This window comes from Alteromonas sp. I10 (assembly GCF_003201515.1).
Classification (GTDB): Bacteria; Pseudomonadota; Gammaproteobacteria; order Enterobacterales; family Alteromonadaceae; genus Alteromonas; species Alteromonas macleodii.
On sequence record NZ_QJJN01000003.1, the window covers coordinates 221,004 to 244,293 of the forward strand.

At 45.4% G+C, this 23,290-nt stretch carries 24 protein-coding genes; 14 read left to right on the forward strand and 10 right to left on the reverse strand.

Features of this window, described 5'->3' with window-relative positions:
- Position 1 precedes the first annotated feature (1 nt).
- The 4 genes from BZA03_RS07815 to BZA03_RS07830 are packed head-to-tail and all read left to right on the forward strand — an operon-like array spanning position 2 to position 5,877.
- Positions 2-2,584 (forward strand): circularly permuted type 2 ATP-grasp protein, encoded by a 2,583-nt coding sequence (locus tag BZA03_RS07815; protein WP_110288458.1) that lies wholly within the window; start codon positions 2-4, stop codon positions 2,582-2,584.
- Positions 2,581-3,459 (forward strand): transglutaminase family protein, encoded by an 879-nt coding sequence (locus BZA03_RS07820; protein WP_014948368.1) that lies wholly within the window; start codon positions 2,581-2,583, stop codon positions 3,457-3,459. Before BZA03_RS07815 ends, BZA03_RS07820 begins: the two co-directional genes overlap by 4 nt.
- A 10-nt stretch (positions 3,460-3,469) precedes the next feature.
- Entirely contained in the window at positions 3,470-4,945 is a 1,476-nt protein-coding gene (locus BZA03_RS07825; RefSeq protein WP_014948367.1) for a circularly permuted type 2 ATP-grasp protein, read from the forward strand.
- Between the two features lie 11 nt (positions 4,946-4,956).
- Positions 4,957-5,877 carry an alpha-E domain-containing protein gene (locus tag BZA03_RS07830; RefSeq protein ID WP_014948366.1) on the forward strand — a complete coding sequence of 307 codons (921 nt, stop codon included), beginning with the start codon at positions 4,957-4,959 and terminating at the stop codon, positions 5,875-5,877.
- 152 nt (positions 5,878-6,029) lie between these two features.
- Here the strand turns inward: BZA03_RS07830 and BZA03_RS07835 are convergent, their stop codons facing one another.
- Positions 6,030-6,686 (reverse strand): NAD(P)H-dependent oxidoreductase, encoded by a 657-nt coding sequence (locus tag BZA03_RS07835; protein WP_069943783.1) that lies wholly within the window; start codon positions 6,684-6,686, stop codon positions 6,030-6,032.
- A 273-nt stretch (positions 6,687-6,959) separates the two neighbouring features.
- Between BZA03_RS07835 and BZA03_RS07840 the strand changes: the two genes are divergently transcribed.
- A complete protein-coding gene (locus tag BZA03_RS07840; protein ID WP_110288459.1) occupies positions 6,960-7,907 on the forward strand; it encodes a DUF3034 family protein in 948 nt (315 codons plus the stop codon).
- A 12-nt stretch (positions 7,908-7,919) separates the two neighbouring features.
- Complete coding sequence (locus BZA03_RS07845; RefSeq protein ID WP_014948363.1) at positions 7,920-8,351, forward strand: group 1 truncated hemoglobin; 432 nt, start codon at positions 7,920-7,922, stop codon at positions 8,349-8,351.
- Between the two features lie 135 nt (positions 8,352-8,486).
- Here the strand turns inward: BZA03_RS07845 and BZA03_RS07850 are convergent, their stop codons facing one another.
- Positions 8,487-9,209, reverse strand: coding sequence for a YebC/PmpR family DNA-binding transcriptional regulator (locus BZA03_RS07850; protein WP_014948360.1), 723 nt, complete (start codon positions 9,207-9,209; stop codon positions 8,487-8,489).
- Positions 9,210-9,539: 330 nt separating this feature from the next.
- Entirely contained in the window at positions 9,540-10,637 is a 1,098-nt protein-coding gene (zapE, locus tag BZA03_RS07855; protein WP_110288460.1) for a cell division protein ZapE, read from the reverse strand.
- 255 nt (positions 10,638-10,892) lie between these two features.
- On the opposite strand from zapE, the gene BZA03_RS07860 reads away from it, so the two are divergent.
- The 3 genes from BZA03_RS07860 to BZA03_RS07870 all read left to right on the forward strand — a co-directional run bounded on the left by BZA03_RS07860 (position 10,893) and on the right by BZA03_RS07870 (position 14,267).
- The gene (locus tag BZA03_RS07860) at positions 10,893-11,327 is read left to right on the forward strand and encodes a ZapG family protein (RefSeq protein WP_014948358.1); all 435 of its coding nucleotides are present in this window, start codon (positions 10,893-10,895) and stop codon (positions 11,325-11,327) included.
- Positions 11,328-11,415: 88 nt separating this feature from the next.
- Positions 11,416-12,777: a DegQ family serine endoprotease gene (locus BZA03_RS07865; protein WP_014948357.1), complete on the forward strand. Its 1,362-nt coding sequence runs from the start codon at positions 11,416-11,418 to the stop codon at positions 12,775-12,777.
- Positions 12,778-13,196: 419 nt separating this feature from the next.
- A complete protein-coding gene (locus tag BZA03_RS07870; RefSeq protein ID WP_014948356.1) occupies positions 13,197-14,267 on the forward strand; it encodes a trypsin-like peptidase domain-containing protein in 1,071 nt (356 codons plus the stop codon).
- 145 nt (positions 14,268-14,412) lie between these two features.
- Here BZA03_RS07870 and murA read toward each other — a convergent pair whose 3' ends face one another.
- The 7 genes from murA to mlaF all read right to left on the reverse strand — a co-directional run bounded on the left by murA (position 14,413) and on the right by mlaF (position 19,120).
- Positions 14,413-15,675, reverse strand: a complete 1,263-nt coding sequence (murA, locus tag BZA03_RS07875) for a UDP-N-acetylglucosamine 1-carboxyvinyltransferase (RefSeq protein WP_014948355.1) — start codon at positions 15,673-15,675, stop codon at positions 14,413-14,415.
- A gap of 12 nt (positions 15,676-15,687) precedes the next feature.
- Entirely contained in the window at positions 15,688-15,945 is a 258-nt protein-coding gene (locus BZA03_RS07880) for a BolA family protein (RefSeq protein WP_012517351.1), read from the reverse strand.
- Positions 15,946-15,974: 29 nt separating this feature from the next.
- Positions 15,975-16,283: a lipid asymmetry maintenance protein MlaB gene (locus BZA03_RS07885; protein WP_014978399.1), complete on the reverse strand. Its 309-nt coding sequence runs from the start codon at positions 16,281-16,283 to the stop codon at positions 15,975-15,977.
- Entirely contained in the window at positions 16,280-16,945 is a 666-nt protein-coding gene (locus tag BZA03_RS07890) for a phospholipid-binding protein MlaC (protein WP_014948352.1), read from the reverse strand. The genes BZA03_RS07885 and BZA03_RS07890 overlap by 4 nt, the downstream gene beginning before the upstream one ends.
- Before the next feature lie 118 nt (positions 16,946-17,063).
- Complete coding sequence (gene mlaD, locus BZA03_RS07895; RefSeq protein WP_014948351.1) at positions 17,064-17,537, reverse strand: outer membrane lipid asymmetry maintenance protein MlaD; 474 nt, start codon at positions 17,535-17,537, stop codon at positions 17,064-17,066.
- Positions 17,538-17,546: 9 nt separating this feature from the next.
- Positions 17,547-18,323 carry a lipid asymmetry maintenance ABC transporter permease subunit MlaE gene (gene mlaE / locus BZA03_RS07900; protein ID WP_014948350.1) on the reverse strand — a complete coding sequence of 259 codons (777 nt, stop codon included), beginning with the start codon at positions 18,321-18,323 and terminating at the stop codon, positions 17,547-17,549.
- Positions 18,320-19,120, reverse strand: coding sequence for a phospholipid ABC transporter ATP-binding protein MlaF (mlaF, locus tag BZA03_RS07905; RefSeq protein ID WP_014948349.1), 801 nt, complete (start codon positions 19,118-19,120; stop codon positions 18,320-18,322). Before mlaF ends, mlaE begins: the two co-directional genes overlap by 4 nt.
- Before the next feature lie 583 nt (positions 19,121-19,703).
- On the opposite strand from mlaF, the gene BZA03_RS07910 reads away from it, so the two are divergent.
- Genes BZA03_RS07910 through lptA form a run of 5 tightly spaced genes read left to right on the forward strand, consistent with a single transcriptional unit; the run spans position 19,704 to position 23,290 of the window.
- Positions 19,704-20,660, forward strand: a complete 957-nt coding sequence (locus BZA03_RS07910; protein WP_014948348.1) for a calcium/sodium antiporter — start codon at positions 19,704-19,706, stop codon at positions 20,658-20,660.
- A gap of 2 nt (positions 20,661-20,662) precedes the next feature.
- The gene (locus tag BZA03_RS07915) at positions 20,663-21,643 is read left to right on the forward strand and encodes a KpsF/GutQ family sugar-phosphate isomerase (protein WP_014948347.1); all 981 of its coding nucleotides are present in this window, start codon (positions 20,663-20,665) and stop codon (positions 21,641-21,643) included.
- A complete protein-coding gene (gene kdsC, locus BZA03_RS07920; protein WP_110288461.1) occupies positions 21,644-22,192 on the forward strand; it encodes a 3-deoxy-manno-octulosonate-8-phosphatase KdsC in 549 nt (182 codons plus the stop codon). It begins immediately after the preceding gene.
- Entirely contained in the window at positions 22,189-22,767 is a 579-nt protein-coding gene (gene lptC, locus BZA03_RS07925; RefSeq protein ID WP_014948345.1) for an LPS export ABC transporter periplasmic protein LptC, read from the forward strand. Before kdsC ends, lptC begins: the two co-directional genes overlap by 4 nt.
- Complete coding sequence (gene lptA, locus BZA03_RS07930; protein ID WP_014948344.1) at positions 22,736-23,290, forward strand: lipopolysaccharide transport periplasmic protein LptA; 555 nt, start codon at positions 22,736-22,738, stop codon at positions 23,288-23,290. The genes lptC and lptA overlap by 32 nt, the downstream gene beginning before the upstream one ends.

Here is a 23,290-nt window from a genome sequence, read left to right on the forward strand (position 1 = left end):
TATGAGTGAAGATTTCACCATGCCAGAATGGCTTAGCAGCTATATCAATTCGAGCACTGCTGCGGATGAGAGCAAACGTCTGCTCAATACGTTATTTTCTCGTTTGTCAGGCCTTAACAGTGACGAGCTGTCCTTTAGAGCAAATGAAATTCGCCGACTAATGCGTAACAGTGGATTTGCGGATATCGATGAACGCCAGAATTGGCAGCTAGATCCCTTGCCTATGCTCATTTCAAGCCAAGACTGGGAAATGCTCAGCCGCGGTATTGAACAGCGAGTCTTACTGCTCAATAAAGTGCTATTAGACCTTAACACAGACAGGCAAACGCTAACCAACGGCGTTTTCTCTACAGACCACTTGATGCGTCATCCTTACTATCTTGCCGAGAGCCACACGCTTTCCTCGTTAAACAACGGTGTATTTCTAAGCGCGTTTGACATAGCCCAAGATGCAAACGGCGAGTATTTCATGCTGAACGATCACTGCCAGTTCCCTCGCGGTCTTGGACTGCTGCTGGAAAACAGGATTGTGGCAAGAAGGGTAATGAGTGAGGAGTTTGCTGAATGTGGTGTGCAGCGAATAGCAGGCTTTTTTGAGCAACTTCAACATGCTATTGACCAGGAAACCGCTGCGATTAATGACCCGCGCATTGTTATTTTGTGCAGAGGTCCAGATGATCAGTATTATTCTGAGCAAGCCTATCTTGCCACTTACATGGGGTACACCCTGGTAAGAAGCGCTGATTTAACGGTGAGGAAAGGACAAGTCTGGCTTAAAGCTTTAGACGGATTACGAAAAGTTGATGTCATTCTGCGCTGGATTGAGGACAGATTCTTAGATTCACTGGAGCAAGTTGACTACTCAGCGTTCGGGATTCCCGGGCTTATTCATGCAGTCCGAACTCAGAACGTGGTATTGCTCAACCCCTTGGGCAATGGCGCTATTCAGATTCCTGCCATCAAAAACAATTTGCATAGGGCCGCTGAGTTTTTTAATGGTGAATCTTTACTGCTTCGCCAACAAGAAACCTTTCCCGCAGAAAACCTTACGCAAAGCGATTGGTCGGGATATGAGTTATTAAGCTATGTTGACCCTGAATTAAAATACGACGGTGAAAAAGACGCTGACGCTATTGCAAATACACTACAAACGGTAGCGTTAACCGACCTATTCTGGCGAAAAAAGGTGAATCTTTCGCATACGCCATTTTGGCACGATAAAGGGCTGGTAAGTAAGCCAGTCATTATGCGTTGCTATGCGTTGTACTCACAAGGGCAGGTTTTTATTCTCCCCTCAGCCATGTGTTTTACGCCCAAGGCAGCACGCACCGATGGCAAAACAGAAATAAAGGACACGTGGGTTGAAACCATAGGTCCGCCACAAGAGCGTGCGCCTTCTATTCCCAAATCACTGCAATCAGATGCAGACTTAGCGCTGGTGGAGGGGCTACTGCCTAGCAGAACGGCGGAAAACCTATTTTGGTTGGGCTGTGCGGTAGAGCGAAGTGAAAACGTGATTCGGTTGGTCAGGGTATTTATAGACAAATTCACTGAGCTTGCCATTTACCCCGATGAGGCGCACAGAAATGCCCTGCTACGATTCAAATCTGGGTTAGAACAGCAGGCATTAATTTACCCTTACCTTACGCCAGACACAGCGAAAATAACCGTGAACGAAGGAGGATTCAAAGAATTAGTGATATCGCTAATTAACGATAATTCCTTCGCTGGCGGCCTTTACAGTAGCATTAATATGGTGGTGCAAAGCGCGCTGCAAGTGAGAGAGCTACTTTCTTATGACAGCTTGCGCATTATCGAAAGCCTAGAAGAGGAACATCACGAATTTAGTACCATTACCGAGCAGACGCCAACGCACAGATTACAAAGTACTCTCGATAAATTAATTGGGCTTACCATGGCGTTTAACGGCTCTATTCAAGACAGCCTGTCTAAAAGTAATGGCGCCTTTATGATAGAAATTGGACGACGGTTAGAGCGCAGTAAACAGCTTGTGTCTATGGTGCAAAATCTGCTGCAATTCCCTCTGCCCGAAGCTGAGCAACAAAACGTGCTGGAAATCGTGTTGGTGGCGCAAGTGAGCGCAATTACCCACAGACGCCGATACCGAGCGTTTCAAAGTATTGAAACGGGATTAGAGCTATTGCTTTTAGATGCCGAGTACCCACGCTCATTAGCCCATCAAATCCAAAAAATTACCGAGCTTTGCGAAAGCTTGCCGGTAAGCGCCAAGCCCGGCTTTTTAAGTACCACAGAGAAAATTCTGTTGCAGTTAAAAGCAAGCTTCGCGCTGGCTGACAGACAGACCTTAAATATCAACACTAATCAAGCACCTTCGGGCTTGGTGTCTTTACTAAAAAGCGTGACATCACAACTGCAGAAATTTAGCGAAATGATGCAAACTCAATACTTCAGCCACACTAAGCCTGCGTCACAACTGCACTGGTCTGGCATTGGCACCGCGTCTGTACAGATCGTCGAAAAACCAATGGATGAGGAAGCGACAGCTCCATTAGCCAGTGCGCCTGATGCCAGTAATCCGAATGAAAGTGAGGTGAAAAAATGAAGTACACCATTCGTCACGTCACTACCTACAAGTATTCCGACAAGGTGAGCCTGACACAAAACCATGCCCGCCTAATACCGCTAAACACCTTTAATCAAAAGAGGATTAGCGCCAGTGTCACCATTGTGCCTGAACCTGACTATCAGGCAGAGTTTAAAGACTACTTCGACAACACGGTAACGGTGTTTGAAATACCCACTTTGCATGAAGAAATGCAGGTCATCGCAACCAGTGAAGTTGAAATTCAAGGAGCACCATTACAAGGTCTGTTTGCGCACAATACGCAATGGGAAAGCGTGAGAGATCAAATCCGCTACCCAGTAGATCAGAGCATGTTGGCAGCGCAGTTTTTCAGTATTCCTACTCGCTTAACACAGGCCAATAAAGCGATATTAGACTATACCTTGATGTCGTTTACGCCTGGCCGCTCTATCGTGGAGTCGTGCGACGACTTAATGAACCGCATTTTTAACGATTTTACCTTTGACCCGTCCTTCTCGACGATTAACACCCCAGTAAGCCACGTGTTTGAGCACAAGCGGGGCGTATGTCAGGACTATGCCCACCTAACGCTTACTTGCTTACGCAGTATTGGTTTGGCGGCGCGCTATGTAAGTGGATATATCGAAACGATTCCACCACCGGGTCAGGAAAAGCTTACTGGTGCAGACGCCACCCACGCTTGGGTTGCGCTTTTTGTACCGGGCTCTGGTTGGATTGATTACGACCCGACCAACAATTTGAAACCCTACGACCAGCACGTTACGTTAGCTGTCGGACGAGATTTTGCAGATATCACACCGCTTAAGGGCATTATGTTTGGTGGTGGAAATCAGGTTTTAGACGTTTCAGTGGATATGAATCGCGGACAATAAGGAGCGTAGTTTGAGTAGTCAAAAACAAAGTCAGACGTTATCGAAAGCTGTGAGTCTGGAACACTGCAATTTTTCCGAGTTTTACGATGAACTGATAGATAAAAATGGAAAACCACGCCCTCACGGTGCGCCGTTAATGGATTATTTGTCGCAATTAAGTGAAGAAGAACTCAAAAACGCGCAAGACGCCGCCGAGTTGGTGGTAAAAGAAATGGGTATTACCTTCACAGTTTATGGTGAAGGAAGCTCAATAGACCGAGCGTGGCCCATTGATATCATTCCTCGTATTATCCCAAATAAAGAATGGCAACGCGTAGAAGAAGGACTTAAACAGCGCGTAAAAGCCCTTAATATGTTCATCGACGATCTGTATCACGATCAGAAGATTATTAAAGATGGCGTTTTTCCTAAAGCGCTTCTCGATAAGTCCGTGAACTTTAGAAAGCAGTGCGTAGGTGTTTCTCCCCCAAACGGTATCTGGGCACATATCTGCGGCTCTGATTTAGTGCGAGATAGCGACGGCACCATTTACGTACTGGAAGACAACCTGCGCGTACCTTCTGGCGTGTCTTACATGTTAGAAAACCGCTCAGTGCTGAAGCGTGTCTTTCCAGACATGTTCGAGAAAATGGATATTCTTCCCGTAAACGACTATCCCTCACAGCTGTTCGACATGTTGTCGAGTCTATCACCGCGTCCTCAGGATAAACCTGAAGTTGTGGTACTTACACCCGGTATCTACAACTCTGCCTACTTTGAACACTGCTATCTTGCTCAGGAAATGGGGTGTGAGCTAGTAGAAGGTCGAGATCTAACCGTAGAAAAAGACGACTGCGTATATATGAAGACGATTAAAGGCCTACGCAGAGTGGACGTTATCTACCGCCGTATTGACGATATGTTTTTAGACCCAGAAGCGTTTAACCCTGATTCGATGCTGGGCGTTCCCGGGCTAATGCGAGCGTGGAGTAAAGGCAAGGTAACGCTGATCAACGCGCCGGGGGCTGGCGTGGCAGACGATAAAGTGGTGTACACCTATGTGCCTGACATGATTCGCTATTATTTGGATGAAGAGATTAAGCTGCCTAACGTAGAGACCTACCGTTGTTATGAGCCCGAAGACTTCAAATATGTTGAAGCCAATATCGACAAACTTGTAATAAAGCCTGCCAATGAATCGGGAGGCTACGGCTTGCTGATTGGACCGAAATCAACCAAAAAGCAGCAGCAAGAAACCCTTGCTCAAATAAAGGCTGACCCCAGAAACTGGATAGCACAGCCTACCTTGAATTTGTCTACCGTCCCCACTATTGACGGTTCTACAATTGAAGGGCGACATGTGGATCTTCGCCCTTTCATCCTTTCATCAGGTACTCACACCTATGTCACAACGGGAGGCCTCACTAGGGTTGCCCTTGTTAAAGGTTCCCTCGTGGTCAATTCATCACAAGGCGGTGGTAGTAAAGATACTTGGATTGTGGATTAGGAGGGACTGACATGTTATCACGAGTTGCTGAAACGCTTTATTGGACGGCGCGCTACGTTGAAAGGGCTGAAAATCTCGCCCGCTTGATCAATGTTAACAACCTCCTGCTGATGGACTTACCCAAAGGGTTTTCGCCAGGCTGGGAGCCATTGCTAGACATAACGGGAAATCGCGAGCCATTTGAGGCCATTTATAATGAATACAGCGAGAAGAATGTCGTTAAGTTTCTTACGGTAGACACACGCAATCCGTCTTCCATATTAAATTCCCTTCAATACGCAAGAGATAATGCGCGCACAATCAGAGACGTTATTCCAAGAGAAGTGTGGGAAACGCTGAACGCACTTCACTTATCGGTAAAAGAGAACAGTACAAGCTTTCTAAGTAAACGCGGGCGCTTTGCAAGTTTAAAACAGGTAATCAATCAGTGTTTACTAATGTTTGGAACCATGGATGCCAGCATGAGCCACGACGAAGGCTATTTCTTCTGGCGCTTTGGTGCGGCATTGGAACGGGCTGATATGACATCAAGGATAATTGACGTTCGCTCATCGACCCTTACCGAAGACATGAGTGACCTGCCATTCGAAAACATCTTATGGATGAGCGTACTTAGAAGCCTGAGCGGCTACCAAATGTATCGCCAGAAAATGGGCGTTCGCATACGTCCGGGCGATGTGTTGTTATTTATGCTACATAGCAAGGAGTTTCCGCGAAGTGTGTTGTTCTGCTTGAACAAACTAAAGAGTTTGTTCCTCAACTTGCCCGACAATGAAGCGATGATAGAGCGAATTGACCACAGTATTAGTGATTTAGAAAAGCAGCCTGTTGCGACACTTCGAGGACGAGCGCTGCACAACTATATCGACGAGCTTCAAATTGATTTTGCCGACATTCATCAACAACTCGCAGAGCAATACTTCTTACATTAGTGCGCGTTTTTCCGCGTCTGTCGGTGCGCAAAGTAAAAGAAGTTATAAGTGAACACAGGAAATGGAAGCCAGAACACAAAAGTAAGAAAGTAAAACAAAGCCCGCACTAAGCGGGCTTTGTTATAATCATTGTAAGCTTGTGTTGTCAGGTATTACACAACCGCGATCACATCTTCTTTTGCAAGGCGTGCTTTCGGTAAACCATGGTTCCAATCTTGCTCTGTATCTGGGTAGCCCATGGCAAGTGCCACTTCGCAAACGTGGCCGTCTAGCTCATCTTTAAACTGTTCGCCAAGCAATTCGGCGTCAACACCTTCCATCGGCGTAGACGCTATGCCTAAACGCGCCAGCGTGTGAAGAACATTGCCTAGCGCTAGATAAACTTGCGCTTTGGTCCAAGCCGCGTTGTTACCGTTCTCATCGGTGTTCGCTTCAGCAAATGCGTAAGCGCCCATGAAGTTTTCACGCATATCTTCGGGTAAATGACCAGACGATACTTCTGCATCGACACGCTTTACAAATTTCTCTTTCGTAAATTTAGGATCATAAGCAAACAGAATAGTATGCGATGCTTCTTTAGCGTGATGCTGATTGAACTGATGCTTATTGGCAAAGCTATCGTGTAAACGCTGCTTGGCTTCATCACTTTCAACAACCACAAATTTCCATGGCTGAGAGTTGATTGAAGACGCAGATAGTCTCAACGCCTCAAGAATTGTCGCCAGATCATCAGCTGAAATGCGTTTACTCGCATCGTACTGTTTAACCGTGTAACGCTTATTTAAATCTTCAATAATTGGATGAGACACAACTAACTCCTCAATACGTCTGCTATTTGTTGTTCACGCATGAATGCTGCGAACAGAAAATTAAAGTACTCAATGAATATGGCGTGTATGGTATAGATTCGGCTTTTCAATGATAAGCCCTATAAAAAACGAATCAGTTTCAAATATTTTTTGATAATAAAAATTCGATAATAGCTAGTATCGCCAGCAGCGTGCATTTCACAATTCATGGGATAGGCGCTATGCTGATTAATAGAATTACAAAAAACCATTTAAAAACATTAGGTTTACCTTATGATTAAGCAGTTGCTTCTCCCTCTTTTTCTCGCATCGTCTCCCGTACTCGCAGACAGTGGATCTCGCTTAATTGCATCTGGTGGTATTACAGGTTTCGAGGGCACTGCGGGTGGCGGCATTACGCCTTGGGCATTTATTGGCGGATACGCGAGTAAAGAAGAGGTCAGTTATTCGGCAAATATTCAGTACTTAAGCCTAAGCGATTATTCCCTTACAACAGCAGGGGCAAGTATTAGTTTGTTTGACCGTATAGAGCTTAGCGTGCAGCGACAGCGCCTCGATATTGCTTCAGGGTTAACAAGCAACGTTTTCGCGTTACTCACAGAAGGTGCTATTACAAACGCCAACAGCACCACCATTGAGCAAGATATAATCGGTGCAAAAGTTAAGGTTCTTGGCGATGGCGTCTTTACTCAAAACTCATGGATACCCCAAATATCCATCGGCGCACAATACAAGAAAAACAGAGACTACGACAGCTCTCTTTCGCTACCCGACGGTACGACCCCCTTGCCCGGCGTAGGCGTACCAATGCTGCTAGGAGCGACAGACGACAGTGGTACCGACGTTTACCTTTCAGCCACGAAACTGTGGTTAGGCACTCCATCAGGTTATAATTTACTCACCAATCTTACCGCGCGATATACAAAGGCGAATGTGTTTGGCTTACTTGGATTTGGTTCTGAAAACAACGATAGCGCTAAGCTCGAATGGGAGGGCTCTTTAGCGGTATTAATTAGCCCTTCCACAGCAATTGGCACAGAGTTTAGAACGCAAACCAATCGATTAGGAGGCTTAGCTGAAGAAGACACCGTTGTTGATGCCTTTATTGCCTACTTCCCAAATAAATCTATTTCGATTACCGCTGCCTATGTGGATTTGGGCAATTTACCTTTGCAAGAAAGTTCTTCAGGATTTTATCTAACGGTAAACAGCACTTTTTGATAGGGGAACGAAATGATCAGACACTGCTTCCGGTTAATGGTAATTGCTGCGTTAAGCGTATTGATAACCGCATGCGCCAGCGCTCCTGAACAAAGCCTTTATGAAGAAATTGGCGGCCATAAAACGCTCAATACCATATACGGCGTAGCGATTACGCGAATTTACACTGACCCCGTAATTGGTCATTACTTCAAAGGTGTTCCCAAAAAACATTTAAGAGATCAACTTGTATTGCAAACATGCGAGCTTATTGGCGGGCCTTGCGAATATGATGGAAAAACAATGTTGGAGTCTCACACGGGTCTCAATATTAAGGAGCGTGAATTTTACATATTGGTGGAGTATGTCCAAGGCGCGATGCGCGATGTGGGGCTAACCTATCAGCAAGAAAACCGTATTCTCAAGCTGCTAGCGCCAATCAAATACGAAACGGTATACCTGTAGGGAAGCGTGTATTTATCTGTCCTGTACACGTTGAATAAAGCAGGTACGTTAACGTTCTAGTTCTTTTTATAGATACAACAATAAAAAACCCTCGTCTTAGCGAGGGTTTTTATATCAATCTAAATTAGCTAAAGCTTAGTTAGGCGTAATCGCGTTGTGGTAAACGTCTTGCACGTCATCACAGTCGTTAAGCATGTCCATGAATTTTTCAAACATCGGCATGTCTTCTTCGCTTATCTCAGTTTCGGTCTGAGGCATCCAGCTCATTTCTTCTGCAATAAAGCTAATGTCTGGGTAGGCTTCAGTTAGCGCTGTTTTTACTTGATAGAATTCAGTGTGTGGCGCGTATACTGTAACTTTACCGTCTTCAACTTCAACATCAGTTACGTCTACGTCGGCTTCCATTAGCACTTCTAGGATAGCGTCTTCGTCGTCACCTTCAAACTGGAATACCGCTTGGTGATCGAACATATGCGATACCGCACCCTGTGCACCAAGTTTCGCGTTGGTTTTAGTAAAGCAGTTACGTACTTCAGTGATGGTGCGGTTTGCATTGTCAGACAAGCAGTCAACAATGACCATGCAGTTACCTGGGCCAAAACCTTCATAACGCATAGGCTGGAAATCTTCGCCAGCGCCACCAGCGGCTTTATCAATCGCTTTTTCAATAACGTGGCTTGGTACTTGGTCTTTCTTCGCCTTTTCCATTAGGCGGCGAAGTGAAAGGTTGGTGTCTGGATCGGCACCACCATTTTTCGCACATACGTAAATTTCTTTACCGTATTTAGAATAAACTTTAGTTTTTTGGCCGGCAGTTTTTGCCATGGCGTTTTTACGAACTTCGAATGCTCTTCCCATCTTAAAATTCTCTTTCTCGCAATTTGAAATGCTGCGTTGGGTTTTATCGGGCTACCTGTTGCCTGACCGTTCATCAGGCGCATCGCTCTGCCTTACTTGGTAGCATTGCCGAACTCGACGTTTCAATAAATGGCCGAACGCGACGGTGCTAAAAATTGCCAAGCGAAACACTGCCCAAAATAACGGTAGGCTAAGCGACACAAAAAATTTGGGCGAAATTCTACCTTAATTTTCGTGTAATACCAATGTGAACGCCCCTAGAAAGGGTATAGGTTGGTAGCTTTCACATTTTCAATGAGGTCAAAATGTACTCTGACCCCATATTTATGCTTACGGTAAGTGCTCGGTTGCTAGGTAGTCGTGTGACTGCATTTCCTTTAAGCGGCTAAGACAGCGCCTGAACTCAAAATTAAGTAGCCCCTCGGAGTACAAGCTTTCCAGCGCGACTTCTGCAGATATGATCAGCTTTACATTTCGCTCGTAAAATTCGTCCACCATCGCAATAAAACGACGCGCCACATCGTCATTATGCTGGCCCATTTCCTTAACATTGGCTAAAAGCACGGAGTGATAGCAACGGCTTAACTCAATGTAGTCGCTCTGGCTACGGGGCCCCCCACACAGGGCATTAAAATCTATCATCAATACTCCGTCAGCGTTTCTAAGCGTCGGTATTTTTCGGTTGTTCACCTCAATATCCTCGCCTTTAGAGCCTTCTTCCGGAGCTAATTGAGAAAAGTAGCTATGCAAGTTTTCGGTGGCTTCGCCATCAAGTGGGTAGTGATAAATTTCGGCTTGCTCTAACGTTCTAAGACGATAATCAATACCGCTATCAACATTTACTACGCGGGTATTCTGATTGAGTAGATCGATAGCAGGTAAGAACCGCGCACGCTGCAATCCGTTTTTATACAAATCGTCAGGGACTATGTTCGACGTCGCCACCAGCACAATTCCGTGACCAAACAGCTCTTCCATTAACGTGCCTAAGATCATAGCATCGGTTATATCAGACACGAAAAACTCGTCAAAGCATATTACCCGCGCTTCTTTTGCTAACTTAGCCGCTACCAGCTTTAGCGGGTCTTGTGCGTTTTTAAGCTGCTTTAGTTCATCGTGCACACGGTACATAAAGCGGTGAAAATGCACGCGCATTTTCTTTTCGAAAGGCAAACAGTCGTAGAATGTATCTACTAAATAGGTTTTGCCTCGCCCTACACCACCGTAAAAGTAAATGCCCTGGATACCAGGCTTCGCATGGCCTTTCCCAAACGCTGCTTTTAACTTTACCCGCCACGTCGTTTTCTTTTCTGGTTGGGTAAGTTCATCAAACAAACGTTGAAGTTCTTTTACTGCATTTTCTTGCGCCGCGTCGTAATGAAAGTCAGACGACTGAAGATCTAGCTGATATTTTTCCCATGGCGTCATCGCCGAAACCACTCCGTACAAAAGTCAATAGCGGCGCTTGCTGCACCGACCTGCTTGAATTTCTCAATTATGACCTTAATTTTAATGGAAATCACGGTAGAATCTCACATTGAAATTCGACATACACCGAATAAATGTCACGATGTATGCGCTTTTCGGGTTCGACCTTGCTATATTCAGCGTATGGTCGAAAGCAGCTTTTAGATCGTAGAAGTAAAGGTCGGCTGCAAGATGTAGATTGATTCGGAGAATATAATGGAATTGTTAGTATCTCTTGCTTTGTTAGTAGTTGGGTTAATTATTGGCTTTTTCGCAGGTCGCTTTTTTCAACAAAAGCAGGGCGCAGGCAATACTGCACAAACTGAGAAGCAAGTTAAAGAGATCCTCGCACAGCAGGCGCAACACCACATTCATCAAACTCGTCAAAGCTTAGAGAGCATTGAAAGCCAGTGCGAAACCTTAAAGCAACAAATTGAAGAGTATGAATTGCTGCTTGAGCAAGGCAGCGATGATGACAGCAAAGTTCCTTTTTATGGGGAACAAGCAACGACGTATTTACGTAACAACCTAAAAGGGTCTGACAAATCGAGAGTTCAGCGTGTATCTGACACACAGCCAAGAGACTTCGCTAACTCGGGTTCTGGGCTGTTCGTCGGCGGATCTGATAAGAATACCGCAGAAAAACAGTAACATCGGGAACTTTATCACGACCTCGGACTCTTTTAGTGAAACCATGCTATGTCGCATATAACATGAAGGAGTGTAAGCGAACATGAAAATGTCTTTCCGCCATTGTCTATTGGCGTCTGCCGTTGTTGTAAGTTCATTGGGCTTTACTGCTAGCACACAGGCGGCGTTACCGTTCTTTTCTGATAAGAAAGATGAAGTTCCCTCTTTAGCCCCTATGCTAGAAGAAGCTACCCCAGCGGTAGTGAGCATTGCGGTAGAAGGAACACAAACCTCTACGCAGCGTGTACCCGAGATGTTTCGCTACTTCTTCGGCGCCCCGCAAGAGCAGGTTCAAGAACGCCCTTTCCGAGGTCTTGGTTCTGGTGTCATCATTGATGCCGATAAAGGTTATGTCGTTACCAATAACCACGTTGTTGATAATGCAGATGAAATCACTGTTAAGTTAACTGACGGTCGCGAGTTTAAAGCGAAAAAGCTAGGCTCTGACGAGCAAAGCGATATCGCGCTACTTAAAATAGAACCTGATGATTTAAAAGCGTTACCACTTGCCGATTCTGACGCGCTGCGCGTAGGCGACTTTGTAGTAGCTATTGGTAATCCGTTTGGTCTTTCTCAAACGGTTACCTCTGGTATTGTAAGCGCTCTGGGTCGCTCAGGTTTAAACATTGGTGGCTATGAAGACTTCATTCAGACTGACGCGGCAATTAACCGAGGTAACTCAGGTGGCGCATTGGTCAACCTTCACGGTGAACTGGTTGGTATCAACACCGCTATTTTTGGTCCTAACGGCGGCAACGTCGGTATTGGGTTTGCTATTCCTGCCAATATGATGAAAAGCCTAATTGATCAAATTGCAGAATTTGGTGAAGTTCGCCGTGGCCTTCTAGGCATTTTAGGTAGCGATATTGACGCGGGCCTTGCCGAAGCCATGAATGCGGAAGTGAACATTGGTGCGTTCGTGAGCGAAGTGCAGCCAGACTCGGCTGCTGAAAAAGGTGGTCTGCAAGCCGGTGATATTATTACTGCCATTAATGGTCGTAAACTTCATAGCTTCCAAGAACTGCGCGCAAAAATTGCGAGTATGGGCGCGGGCGCTGAAGTTGAGCTCACCGTTATGCGCAAAGGTAAGAAAATGAATGTAGATGTTGTCTTAGATGACGCTACAGACACGACAGTGACGGCTGCTCAAATTCACCCAGCCCTAGAAGGTGCAACCCTGTCTAACGGCACTGACGATGCAGGTAATGCTGGTGTAGTGGTTTCTGATATTGAGCGTGGTGCGCCTGCGGCGCGAATTGGTCTTCAATCTGATGATGTGATAATTGGCGTTAATCGCGTACGTACGTCTACGGTTGCAGAGTTTAGAAATGCACTAGACGAAGCCAAAGGCGTTATCGCACTCAATGTAAAACGTGGAAACTCTACGCTTTATTTGGTAATCAGACAGTAGCAATTTAGCTCTTCAATTACATCCTCCGCTCAGACGCGTTGGTGTCCAAGCTGAGGGTTAGCATAAAAACGGCGCTTTATAAGCGCCGTTTTTGTTTTCAAATGATAACCGTTGAAAACAGTGTGCTCCTAGCTTCCTAACGGGGCTTCTTTTCGGACTCCTCTGATAAGCCGCATTCTCGAGCTACACCTATGTCCACGTAAATAAGGCTGTATGAACAGCATGAAAGGTTTTGAAGTACATGCTAGTGCAAATTGAGTTGCACAAAATTTGCGTTTCATTACGGTAGTTTATTAAATAAAGTGATATCCTTTGCCGTAAGATGATAATTTAAGAATGTTGCGCTTTAAGATTGTGAAGTAGTGCTGAGTTAACGGCACGTATTAATTAAGTGCGACAGATAACAAAAAGTGTGATTTGTGACTGGCCGCTCAATTTTTAACTTCTTACTAAAATCTGTATTTCTTGGCGTAGCTGTTGCTGCATTACTGTTAGTTTTCCTACCCGATCTACGTCAAGGCAAAGGCCTTGCTCAAGGGTTCTTTAACTCCCCCTCAGTAAGCGCTAGTCGCGAAAGCTATTTTACTGCTCTAAGTCGCTCTGCGCCTGCAGTAGTCAATATCTACAGCGTCAGTATTGAGAACGGTTCAGGCCTATTCAGAAATCAATCTCGTGGGCGCACCAATTTGGGTTCTGGCGTTATCATGACAGAAAATGGCTATTTGCTTACCTGTCACCACGTAGTTGCAGATGCAGATAGCATTTACGTAGCGGTTCAAGATGGACGTATTTTGGAAGCGCAAATTGTGGGCACCGACCCACTGACCGACCTTGCCGTGTTAAAAGTCACCGCTGATAACCTGCACATTATTCCTCAGGTGTCAGAACCTGACACCCATGTGGGTGATGTGGTGATGGCGATTGGTAATCCTTTCGATTTGGGACAAACCATTACTCAAGGCATAGTAAGCAGAGCCGGACGAAATGGTCTATCTAATTATGTTGATTTCATTCAAACCGACGCAGTTTTGAACCAAGGTAATTCTGGTGGTGCGCTGGTAGATAGCAATGGTATTTTGCTGGGTATCACTAACGCCAACTTCCAGGTGCTAGATTCAAATAATCGCGCTCGCAATGTAGACGGCATTAACTTTGCCGTGCCTTACGAATTAGCTAAGCGAGTCATGGATGAAATTATCAGCAATGGACGTGTTGTTCGCGGGCAGCTTGGTTTTGTTGGCGGTGAAAACCGCAACCGACCAGGCATAGACGTTTCAGCAGTAGCTAAAGGCAGCCCTGCCGATATCGCGGGTATCCGCCCTGGCGACATCATAGTAGCCATAGACGGCGTACGTTTAGAAAGCGCATCAAAAACGTTGGATATGATTGCCGAAACCGAGCCCGGTACAGAACTTGAAATTGAGCTCAGCCGCGACGGGCGTTCAATTACTCTTACGGCAACGGTTGCAGAGCTTCGCGCTGGTCAATAAGTATTGTTGGAGCTGGCAGATTAGTTCGGCTTCCCAAGTTTAGAACGTGAAGATTTAATACCAGCCCGCATAGATAATAGACACAAAAAAAGCGCCAGATAGATATTCTATCTGGCGCTTTTTCGTAGAAGTGCGAAACCTTGAGTTATTCTTTCACTCTTTCAATGATGGCACCCAAGCCACCCAGCTTCTCTTCAATTGCTTCATAACCACGGTCTAAGTGATAAATGCGATTCACGTGAGTCTCACCTTCTGCGATGAGCCCAGCTATCACCAAGCTTGCCGACGCGCGCAGGTCAGTAGCCATTACCGGAGCTCCTTTAAGGCTTGAGCTGCCTTTAGACACTGCTGAGTTCGCTTCTAACGCGATTTCTGCGCCCATACGTTGTAACTCTGGCACGTGCATGAAGCGGTTTTCAAAAATGGTTTCTGTAATTACGCCCGTGCCTTCGGCAACACAGTTTAAGGTAACAAACTGCGCCTGCATATCCGTAGGGAATGCTGGGTGTGGTGCGGTTTTAACTCGCACAGCCTGTGGTTTGCGCCCTTCCATGTCTAGCTCTATCCAGTCATCACCAGTGGTGATTTTAGCTCCGGCTTGCTCTAGCTTATCTAGCACTGCATCTAATGTATCTGGCGCCGCATGAGTACAGCGTATTTTCCCACCTGTCACAGCAGCCGCTACCAAGAAAGTACCGGTTTCTATACGGTCAGGCAGTACTGCATAATCGCAACCGTTTAAGGTTTCCACGCCCTCAATGGTTATTTTATCGCTCCCTGCACCGCTAATTTTCGCGCCCATCTGAATAAGACAGTTTGCTAAATCAACGATTTCGGGCTCGCGTGCCGCGTTTTCAAGAATGGTTGTTCCGTCAGCCAGCGCCGCTGCCATCAGTAGGTTTTCAGTGGCACCCACGCTTACCATATCCATGAAAATACGCGCACCTTTCAGACGCCCATCGACTTCGGCTCGAATATAGCCTTCGTCTACTTCAATCTTCGCGCCCATCTTTTCAAGGCCAGTTAAATGAAGATTTACCGGGCGCGCACCTATAGCACAGCCACCGGGCAAAGAGACATTCGCTTTACCTTGCTTAGCTAACAGTGGGCCAAGTACCAAGATAGACGCACGCATAGTACGTACTAACTCATAGGACGCTGTAACGCTTTGTAGCGTACTCGCATCGATAACGATATCGTTAGGTGCGGGTAGTGCGACTTCAACACCTAATTCACGCAAAAGTGCCGTCGTAGTATTGATGTCACGAAGACGAGGAACGTTGGTGTAACGACAAGGAGAGTCGGTCAGCAAGCTTGTCATCAACAATGGCAAGGCCGCGTTTTTAGCGCCAGAGATGCGCACGGTACCGTTGAGCGCAGGGCCCTTTTTAATTACGAGTTTATCCACGTGCTACGCCTATTATTGAGGAATATTAAACTGGCGCTCACGCTCCCAGTCTTTTACTGAAAACGTCTTGATGGTAATTGCATGCATGCTGCCGTCTGCAATTTTATCAGCCAAAGGCGCATATACCGCTTGCTGGCGCTTCACACGGCTCATTTCGTTAAAAGCATCGCTTACCGCAATAATATTAAAATGCGAACCTTCGCCCTTTACATGGACTTCGTGAAGGTCTAACGCATCTTTCAAGATTTTTTCAATTTCAGACAATTCCATAACTTACTTCTTAATTCGCTAACGGGTGTTTATTCTACGGGTAAAAAGCTATCTGCGTCGCTTATTTTAGCAAGCTTACGTAGCTTCTCAGGCATTTTATATAGGCTCATGCTAACACCATTTTGCTTTGCATCCCTAACGGCATTAATAAGCCAAGCCAAACCTGCACTGTCTGCGCGCTCAACATCACTTAAATCAACAAGACATCTTTTATTGTTAATCAAGGTACTACGCTCATTTCCGTTCAAACTATCCCAGAAATTCTTCGACAGCGTTTCACGGTCAAGATGACCGTGAACCACTACATTGCCTTTGTCGTTTACCTCGAATAGGCTCACTCAGCCTCTCCTTCGATTTCGATTGGCTCGCCTTGCTTAAGCTCAACTGGCTTACCAATTTTGTCGCGCATTAGTGCGATAACTGCATCGATACCGTCTTGACGAAGGATTGATTCAAATTCGCTACGCTTGCTGTTTAGCATGCTGATGCCTTCAGCAACCATATCGTAGGCTTTCCACTCGTTCGTTTTACTATCTTTACGAACTTTAAAAGCAATTTTGATTTCAGGGCGGTTTGGATCTTGAACCACTGCACGCACTGTTACTGATTTTTTATCATCAAAAGATGATTCAGGCTCAAAGATGACTTCTTGGTTGTCGTAGTAGCCCATTGCCACAGCGTAGGTTGTTACCAAATATTGACGAAATACGCTGATGTACTCGCCCATCTTCTCTTGAGGTACTGACTTAAAGTGTTTACCTAATACCATAAAAGCAGCGAATTTGTAGTCGATATGAGGTACTAATTCTTCTTCCATAATAGTGCGTAGCATTTCAGGATCAGCTTTGATCGCTGCTTGGTTCGCTTTGATGCGCTCAAACGTGCGGTTTGCTACGTCTTGAACCAATTCATACGGGTTTTGTTCATTAACTTCTTGTGCATTCGCTATGCCCGCTACAGACATCATGAAGATGCCAAGTGCTACCATAAACTTTTTCAAAATTACTCTCCTAACTTAAAACTCTATTTAGCAGACCTGATGGCAATCTAATAAGTTTCATCACGCCGCTGGAATAAATTAAAGACCTGGTAATATACGTCTGGCCGTAATACTGCGATTAGTCTTCGTCGCTTCCGCGATTAAATAAGAACTGACCAATGAGATCTTCAAGAACCAAAGCTGACTTAGTATCCTGAAGGTAATCGCCATTCTGTAAATTAGCGACACCGTCGAAAGAGAAGCCAGGTTGGAAGCCAACATACTGTTCGCCTAGCAAACCCGAGGTCAAAATAGACACAGAGCTGGTTTCTGGAAAGCCGTTGTATTCATTTAAAATTGACAGCTCAACCACTGGCGTAAAATCTTCTTGGTCTAGCGTAATCGATGACACACGGCCAACCGTTACCCCACCAACCTTTACTGCCGATCTCGGCTTTAAGCCGCCAATATTGTCGAATTTTGCATATAACGTGTAGGTATCGCCTTCGGTGGCTACCGTTTGGTTTGCTACTTTCAGTGCCAATAACAACAACGCACCGATTGTAAGCATGACAAACACACCAACCATTACTTCCGTTTTATACTTACTCATTCCGCTCCCCTACTCGATACCAAACATAAGGGCGGTTAGCACGAAGTCCAGCCCTAATACTGCTAATGATGAATAGACCACCGTTTCGGTAGTCGCTTTGCTGATCCCTTCCGATGTTGGAATAGAATCGTAACCTTTAAATATGGCAATCCACGTCACAACCAAGGCAAACACGAGGCTTTTTATTACGCCGTTTATGACATCCTGGTTCCAATCTACTGTCGATTGCATAATTGACCAGTAGCTGCCTGCATCAACGCCTAACCAATCAACACCCACTAAGTGGCCGCCTAAAATACCAATGGCACTGAAAATAATGGCAAGCATAGGCATCGCTAACATTCCCGCCCAAAAACGCGGTGCGACAATACGTCGTAGCGGGTCTACCGCCATCATCTCTAAACTACTCAGCTGCTCAGTGGCTTTCATTAAGCCTATTTCAGCTGTTAAGGCTGAGCCAGCTCGCCCAGCAAAAAGCAATGCGGTCACAACCGGACCAAGCTCTCTTAACAATGAAAGTGCGACCATGGGGCCTAAGCTACCTTCTGCGCCATAATCAACCAAAATGGTGTAGCCTTGTAGCGCCATTACCATGCCGATGAATAACCCCGACACCATAATAATGAGTAGCGACTGAACGCCCACTACATACAATTGCTTAATCACCAGCGGTACATTTTTAAGCCGAGGAACAGCGATTAACGCACCGAATAACATAAGAGCTGCTCGACCAACCGCAGTGACCTTCCCTATCGTTTTAGCGCCTATTGATTGGAAGAACTTCATTTATCTGCCCCCAAGAAGCTTGCTTTCAAATCAGGTGCAGGATAATGAAATGGTACCGGACCATCTGCTTTTCCTTTCAAGAACTGTTGGACTAATTCAGAGTCACTTTCTTTGATTTGCTGCGCCGTTCCTTCACCGATAACCCGCTTGTCAGCTAAGATATAAATATAATCGGCAATGGTCAGTACTTCAGTGACATCATGAGTCACCACAATACTGGTTAGATTAAGTGCGTCGTTTAATTCACGAATAAGCTTAACCAGCACACCCATTGATATAGGATCTTGTCCGGCAAAGGGTTCGTCGTACATGATCAAATCTGGATCTAGTGCAATCGCCCTAGCCAAAGCAGCCCTGCGCGCCATACCACCAGACAATTCACTAGGCATTAATTGAGCTGCACCACGCAATCCTACTGCCTGTAGCTTTAAAGCGACAATTGTCGCAATGACGTCTTCAGAAAGTTTTGTATGTTCGCGAAGTGGAAACGCCACGTTATCGAACACACTCATATCGGTAAAAAGCGCTCCACTTTGAAAAAGCATGCTCATTCTACGACGTGTCTCATATAGCGTTTTTCTCGACATAGAAACAATCGAATCGCCGTCGAATCTAACGTCACCTTCATCTGGCGTTAACTGCCCGCCAATAAGGCGCAGCAGCGTGGTTTTACCTATACCACTTGGCCCCATTACCGCAGTAATTTTGCCTTTGGGTACCTTTAGCGATATCCCATCATAAATGATGCGATCAGCGCGCTTAAAGGTAAGGTTATCTACTTCAACTAAATGATCCATAGTTACTTAAATGTCGACCCCTGACGTTGGATTGAGACCTTATAAAATAACGCGTTCAATCCACTTAGAAAATTTTAAAATTATAAGAGTAAGTGAGTATTCAATTTCTGTGCCTTCACTTGATCCCCTCTTAAGGTTTACTGCACAGTTTACTTTATGAGCGCATAAAATCAAAAAAGTTTACTCTCCAGTGTACTTTTTTGAATTTCTATCGCCAGACACGGTATAGAACACCTTGTCTGGGCGGTGTGATTTAAGGGCATTGTACGCTTTTTCAAGCCCCTCGCCAAAGTCAAAAAGTTACAAGTTATGTTCGATTAAGACGAATGTTAGGTATCTCACGCCCAAGTGCCCATCTAGTATCCTACAAGCCTCCCAAATCAATCCTAATACCATCCTATTTTGTTGTTTCTTAACTGAAACTGAATATGAAGTCTTGTGTGTGTAAGTGCGACCTAATTTGCGTATTCAGCGGAAATTTACGTCAATTGACAGTATTTGGCGAAAATAAAACGCTGCGAGCATAGGCAAATGGCACTCTTTTTGCGACAATCTAGCGAAATACTTTCTATTACAGGTTGTTGTGCTTTTAAACATTGTCATTTTTCTTGTTGGGCTGATTGTACTGAGTTGGAGCGCTGACCGGTTTGTATATGGCGCCTCAGCTTTAGCAAAAAACATCGGCATTTCTCCAATGATGATCGGACTAACGATTGTCGCTATGGGATCTTCGGCACCTGAAATTGTGGTTTCCGCCATAGCCTCCGCAAATGGCAATATGAACACCGCCGTGGGTAACGCGCTAGGTTCTAACATCACGAACATCGCGCTAGTTTTAGGTATAACCGCGCTAGTGAAACCATTGCTTGTTTCATCAACAACATTAAAGCGCGAGCTTCCAGCACTCCTTATCATCTCATTGATTGCTATTGGCTTTATGTTTGACGGTGAACTTAAGTCTTATGAAGGCATTATCCTACTAGGCCTGTTCATTTTCGTACTGGCAATGATGGCGTGGTTGTCGCTACAGGTAGATAAAGAAGACCCTCTGGTTGCGGAAACCGCAGATGAAATCCCCAAAGGCGTTTCAAATACGTCAGCCCTCATTTGGATTGGTGTAGGCCTTGTAATACTGCCATTAAGTGCTCACTTTTTGGTGAACTCAGCAGTAGAAATTGCCAGATACATGGGCATTTCGGATTTAGTTATCGGACTAACAATTATTGCGTTTGGTACAAGTCTACCTGAACTAGCAGCAAGTGTTGCGGGTGTACTGAAAGGTGAAGACGATTTAGCACTGGGTAATATCATCGGGTCAAATATCTTCAACCTACTTGCCGTTCTTGGCATGCCCGGCTTAATCGCGCCTGGTATCCTGGACCCTGACGTCTATAACCGAGATATGTACGTAATGCTTGGTTTAACATTATTATTGTTCTTGTTCAGCTTCGATTTAATCGGCAAACGTACAATATCAAGAACAAATGGATTCATACTTCTGGCTTGCTTTATCGGCTATCAATTCTGGCTATTCGGATAATCATGAATACACAAACTCAGATGAACTATATCGACTCAGCGAAGCGCGTTATTGAAATTGAAACACAGGCTATTGCTAATCTGGCAGAACGCTTAAACAATGAATTTATCGCTGCCTGTAATATTCTCTTTGCCTGCAAGGGTAAAGTTGTCGTGAGTGGTATGGGAAAGTCTGGGCATATCGGAAATAAAATTGCCGCTACGCTTGCCAGTACAGGGACTCCTGCATTTTTCATGCACCCTGGTGAAGCCAACCATGGCGACTTGGGCATGCTAAGCAAAGGCGATGTCTTACTCGCCATCTCTAATTCTGGCGAGACTAACGAGCTAGTTAACTTATTGCCCGTAGTTAAGCGCTTAGGCATACAGGTGGTCGCCATGACCAACAGTGCTTCCAGTTCATTGGGGCAACACGCAGATGTCGTACTTGATATCAGCGTTGAAAAAGAAGCGTGTTCGCTAGGTCTTGCTCCTACGTCAAGCACAACCGCCACACTGGTTATGGGTGATGCGCTTGCGGTAGCACTGCTCGACCAAAAAGGTTTCACCTCAGATGACTTTGCGCTTTCGCACCCAGGCGGTAGTTTAGGCAGAAAACTTCTGCTTAAAGTTAGCGATATCATGCTAAGCGGCAGTGATATCCCCCTTGTCCATGCCAGTGCTTCTGTCGCTGACGCACTGCTGGAAATATCTAAAAAGGGATTGGGTATGACAGGCGTGATAGCGGCAGACGGTACGCTGACAGGCGTCTTTACGGATGGCGACCTACGACGAATCCTCGATGCCCGCGTAGACGTACACAGTGCGACAGTAGAAGAAGTAATGACTAAAGGCGGCAAGACTACCACCGCAGGTCAGCTGGCTGTAGAAGCCCTGAACTTGATGGAAACCCATAAAATTAGTGCGTTAATGGTTACTGACGATAAGCGCAAACCTGTTGGGGCTTTTAACATGCATATGCTACTAAAAGCAGGAGTGCTTTAAATGACAACCACCTTGTACACGGAAATAAATGACTCGCTTTTCGCAAAACTAGCCAAGATAAAGTTGCTGGTATGCGACGTTGATGGTGTGTTCTCAGATGGCCGAATTTACTTAGGTAACGACGGTGAAGAACTTAAAGCATTCCATACCCGTGATGGATATGGTGTAAAAGCGCTAGTGAGCAATGGAGTGAATGTCGCGGTTATTACTGGACGTCGCTCTGCCATTGTTGAAAATAGAATGAAGGCACTGAATGTTGCACATATAATTCAAGGCGAAGAGAATAAAGCAGACGCGCTTAGTGACCTGATGAAACGCCTTGAGTTAAACACTGACGAAGTGGCTGCGGTAGGTGATGACATGCCAGATACGGGTATGTACAAGCACGTTGCGGTTAAAATTGCGGTTGCCGATGCCCATCCTTACGTAGCAAAACAAGCAAACTGGATTACGACCCTTCCCGGTGGGTTTGGCGCTGTCCGAGAAATATCGGATACCATTTTGCAGGCCAAAGGGATAGCAAATGAGATTTTTGGAGCTAGTGTATGAGTCTGTTTGGCTTTAATCGCTTAGGATTAAGTATATCGGCGCTATTTATTCTGGCGATGCTGATGTACATCCCTACGTGGATGGAAGAGCAGCCTGAAACGCAGGGGAATCGTGAAAACGATGCGCTAAAGCCCGCCTACAAAGCAAAAAATCTAACCACTACGCTGTACAATCAAGACGGTGAGTTAAATCACAAAGTATTTGCAGAGTCGATGGAGCATTACGACCAGCTTGGCTTTGTATTGTTTCAGCAACCTAAATACACCCTTTATACAGAAAACGCGTCATCACCATGGGTGGTAACCGCTGATGAAGGTACACTATACAATAACGAGCTAATCCAGCTGGAAAACCAAGTTAATATTGAGAACCAAACTGGCGATGACTTTGTCAGAAGTATATCGACCGAGTACATTCAAATTAATTTAGAAACCAAGCAAATGACATCTGACCAACCCGTTGAAATACTGGGCACCCAATATGTCATTTTAAGTAATGGGTTTAACGCGAATTTACGCACACAAGAATACGAGCTTTTAGATCATGTACAAACCACTTATTCCCCTAGCAACTAGTTTATTGCTTGCCATCGCTAGCGGTGCGGTACACGCCAGTGAAGATGATTTTTCGCAGCCCATAAAAATAGGCTCGAACACCCAGTTTATCGACGGTAAAAATAAAACCGCGTTGTACAAAGACGACGTACTCATAACTCAAGGCTCTTTGGTTATTGAAGCTGACGAAGTGGAAGTAATTGCCACTGACGGTGGTGGTCGTGAAATATTTATTGCTAGAGGGAAGCCTGCAAGCTATTCCCAGCAATTGGAAGACGGCACGCCAGTTTCAGCAAAAGCTAATGAAATACGCTATGAAGTGGTGAACCGAACGATTTCTCTTGCCGGAAACGCAGAGTTGAAACAAGACACCAGTAAAGTACAGGGTGACAACATCACGTTCGATATGATTACCGAGCAATTGCTAGCGACTGGCGGCGCAGGTAAGGATGGTGAGGGTCGAGTGACCACAGTATTCACACCTGAGACCATTCGCAAAACTTCGTCTAAGAAAGACAAAAAAGACAACGAGGGCAATGAATAG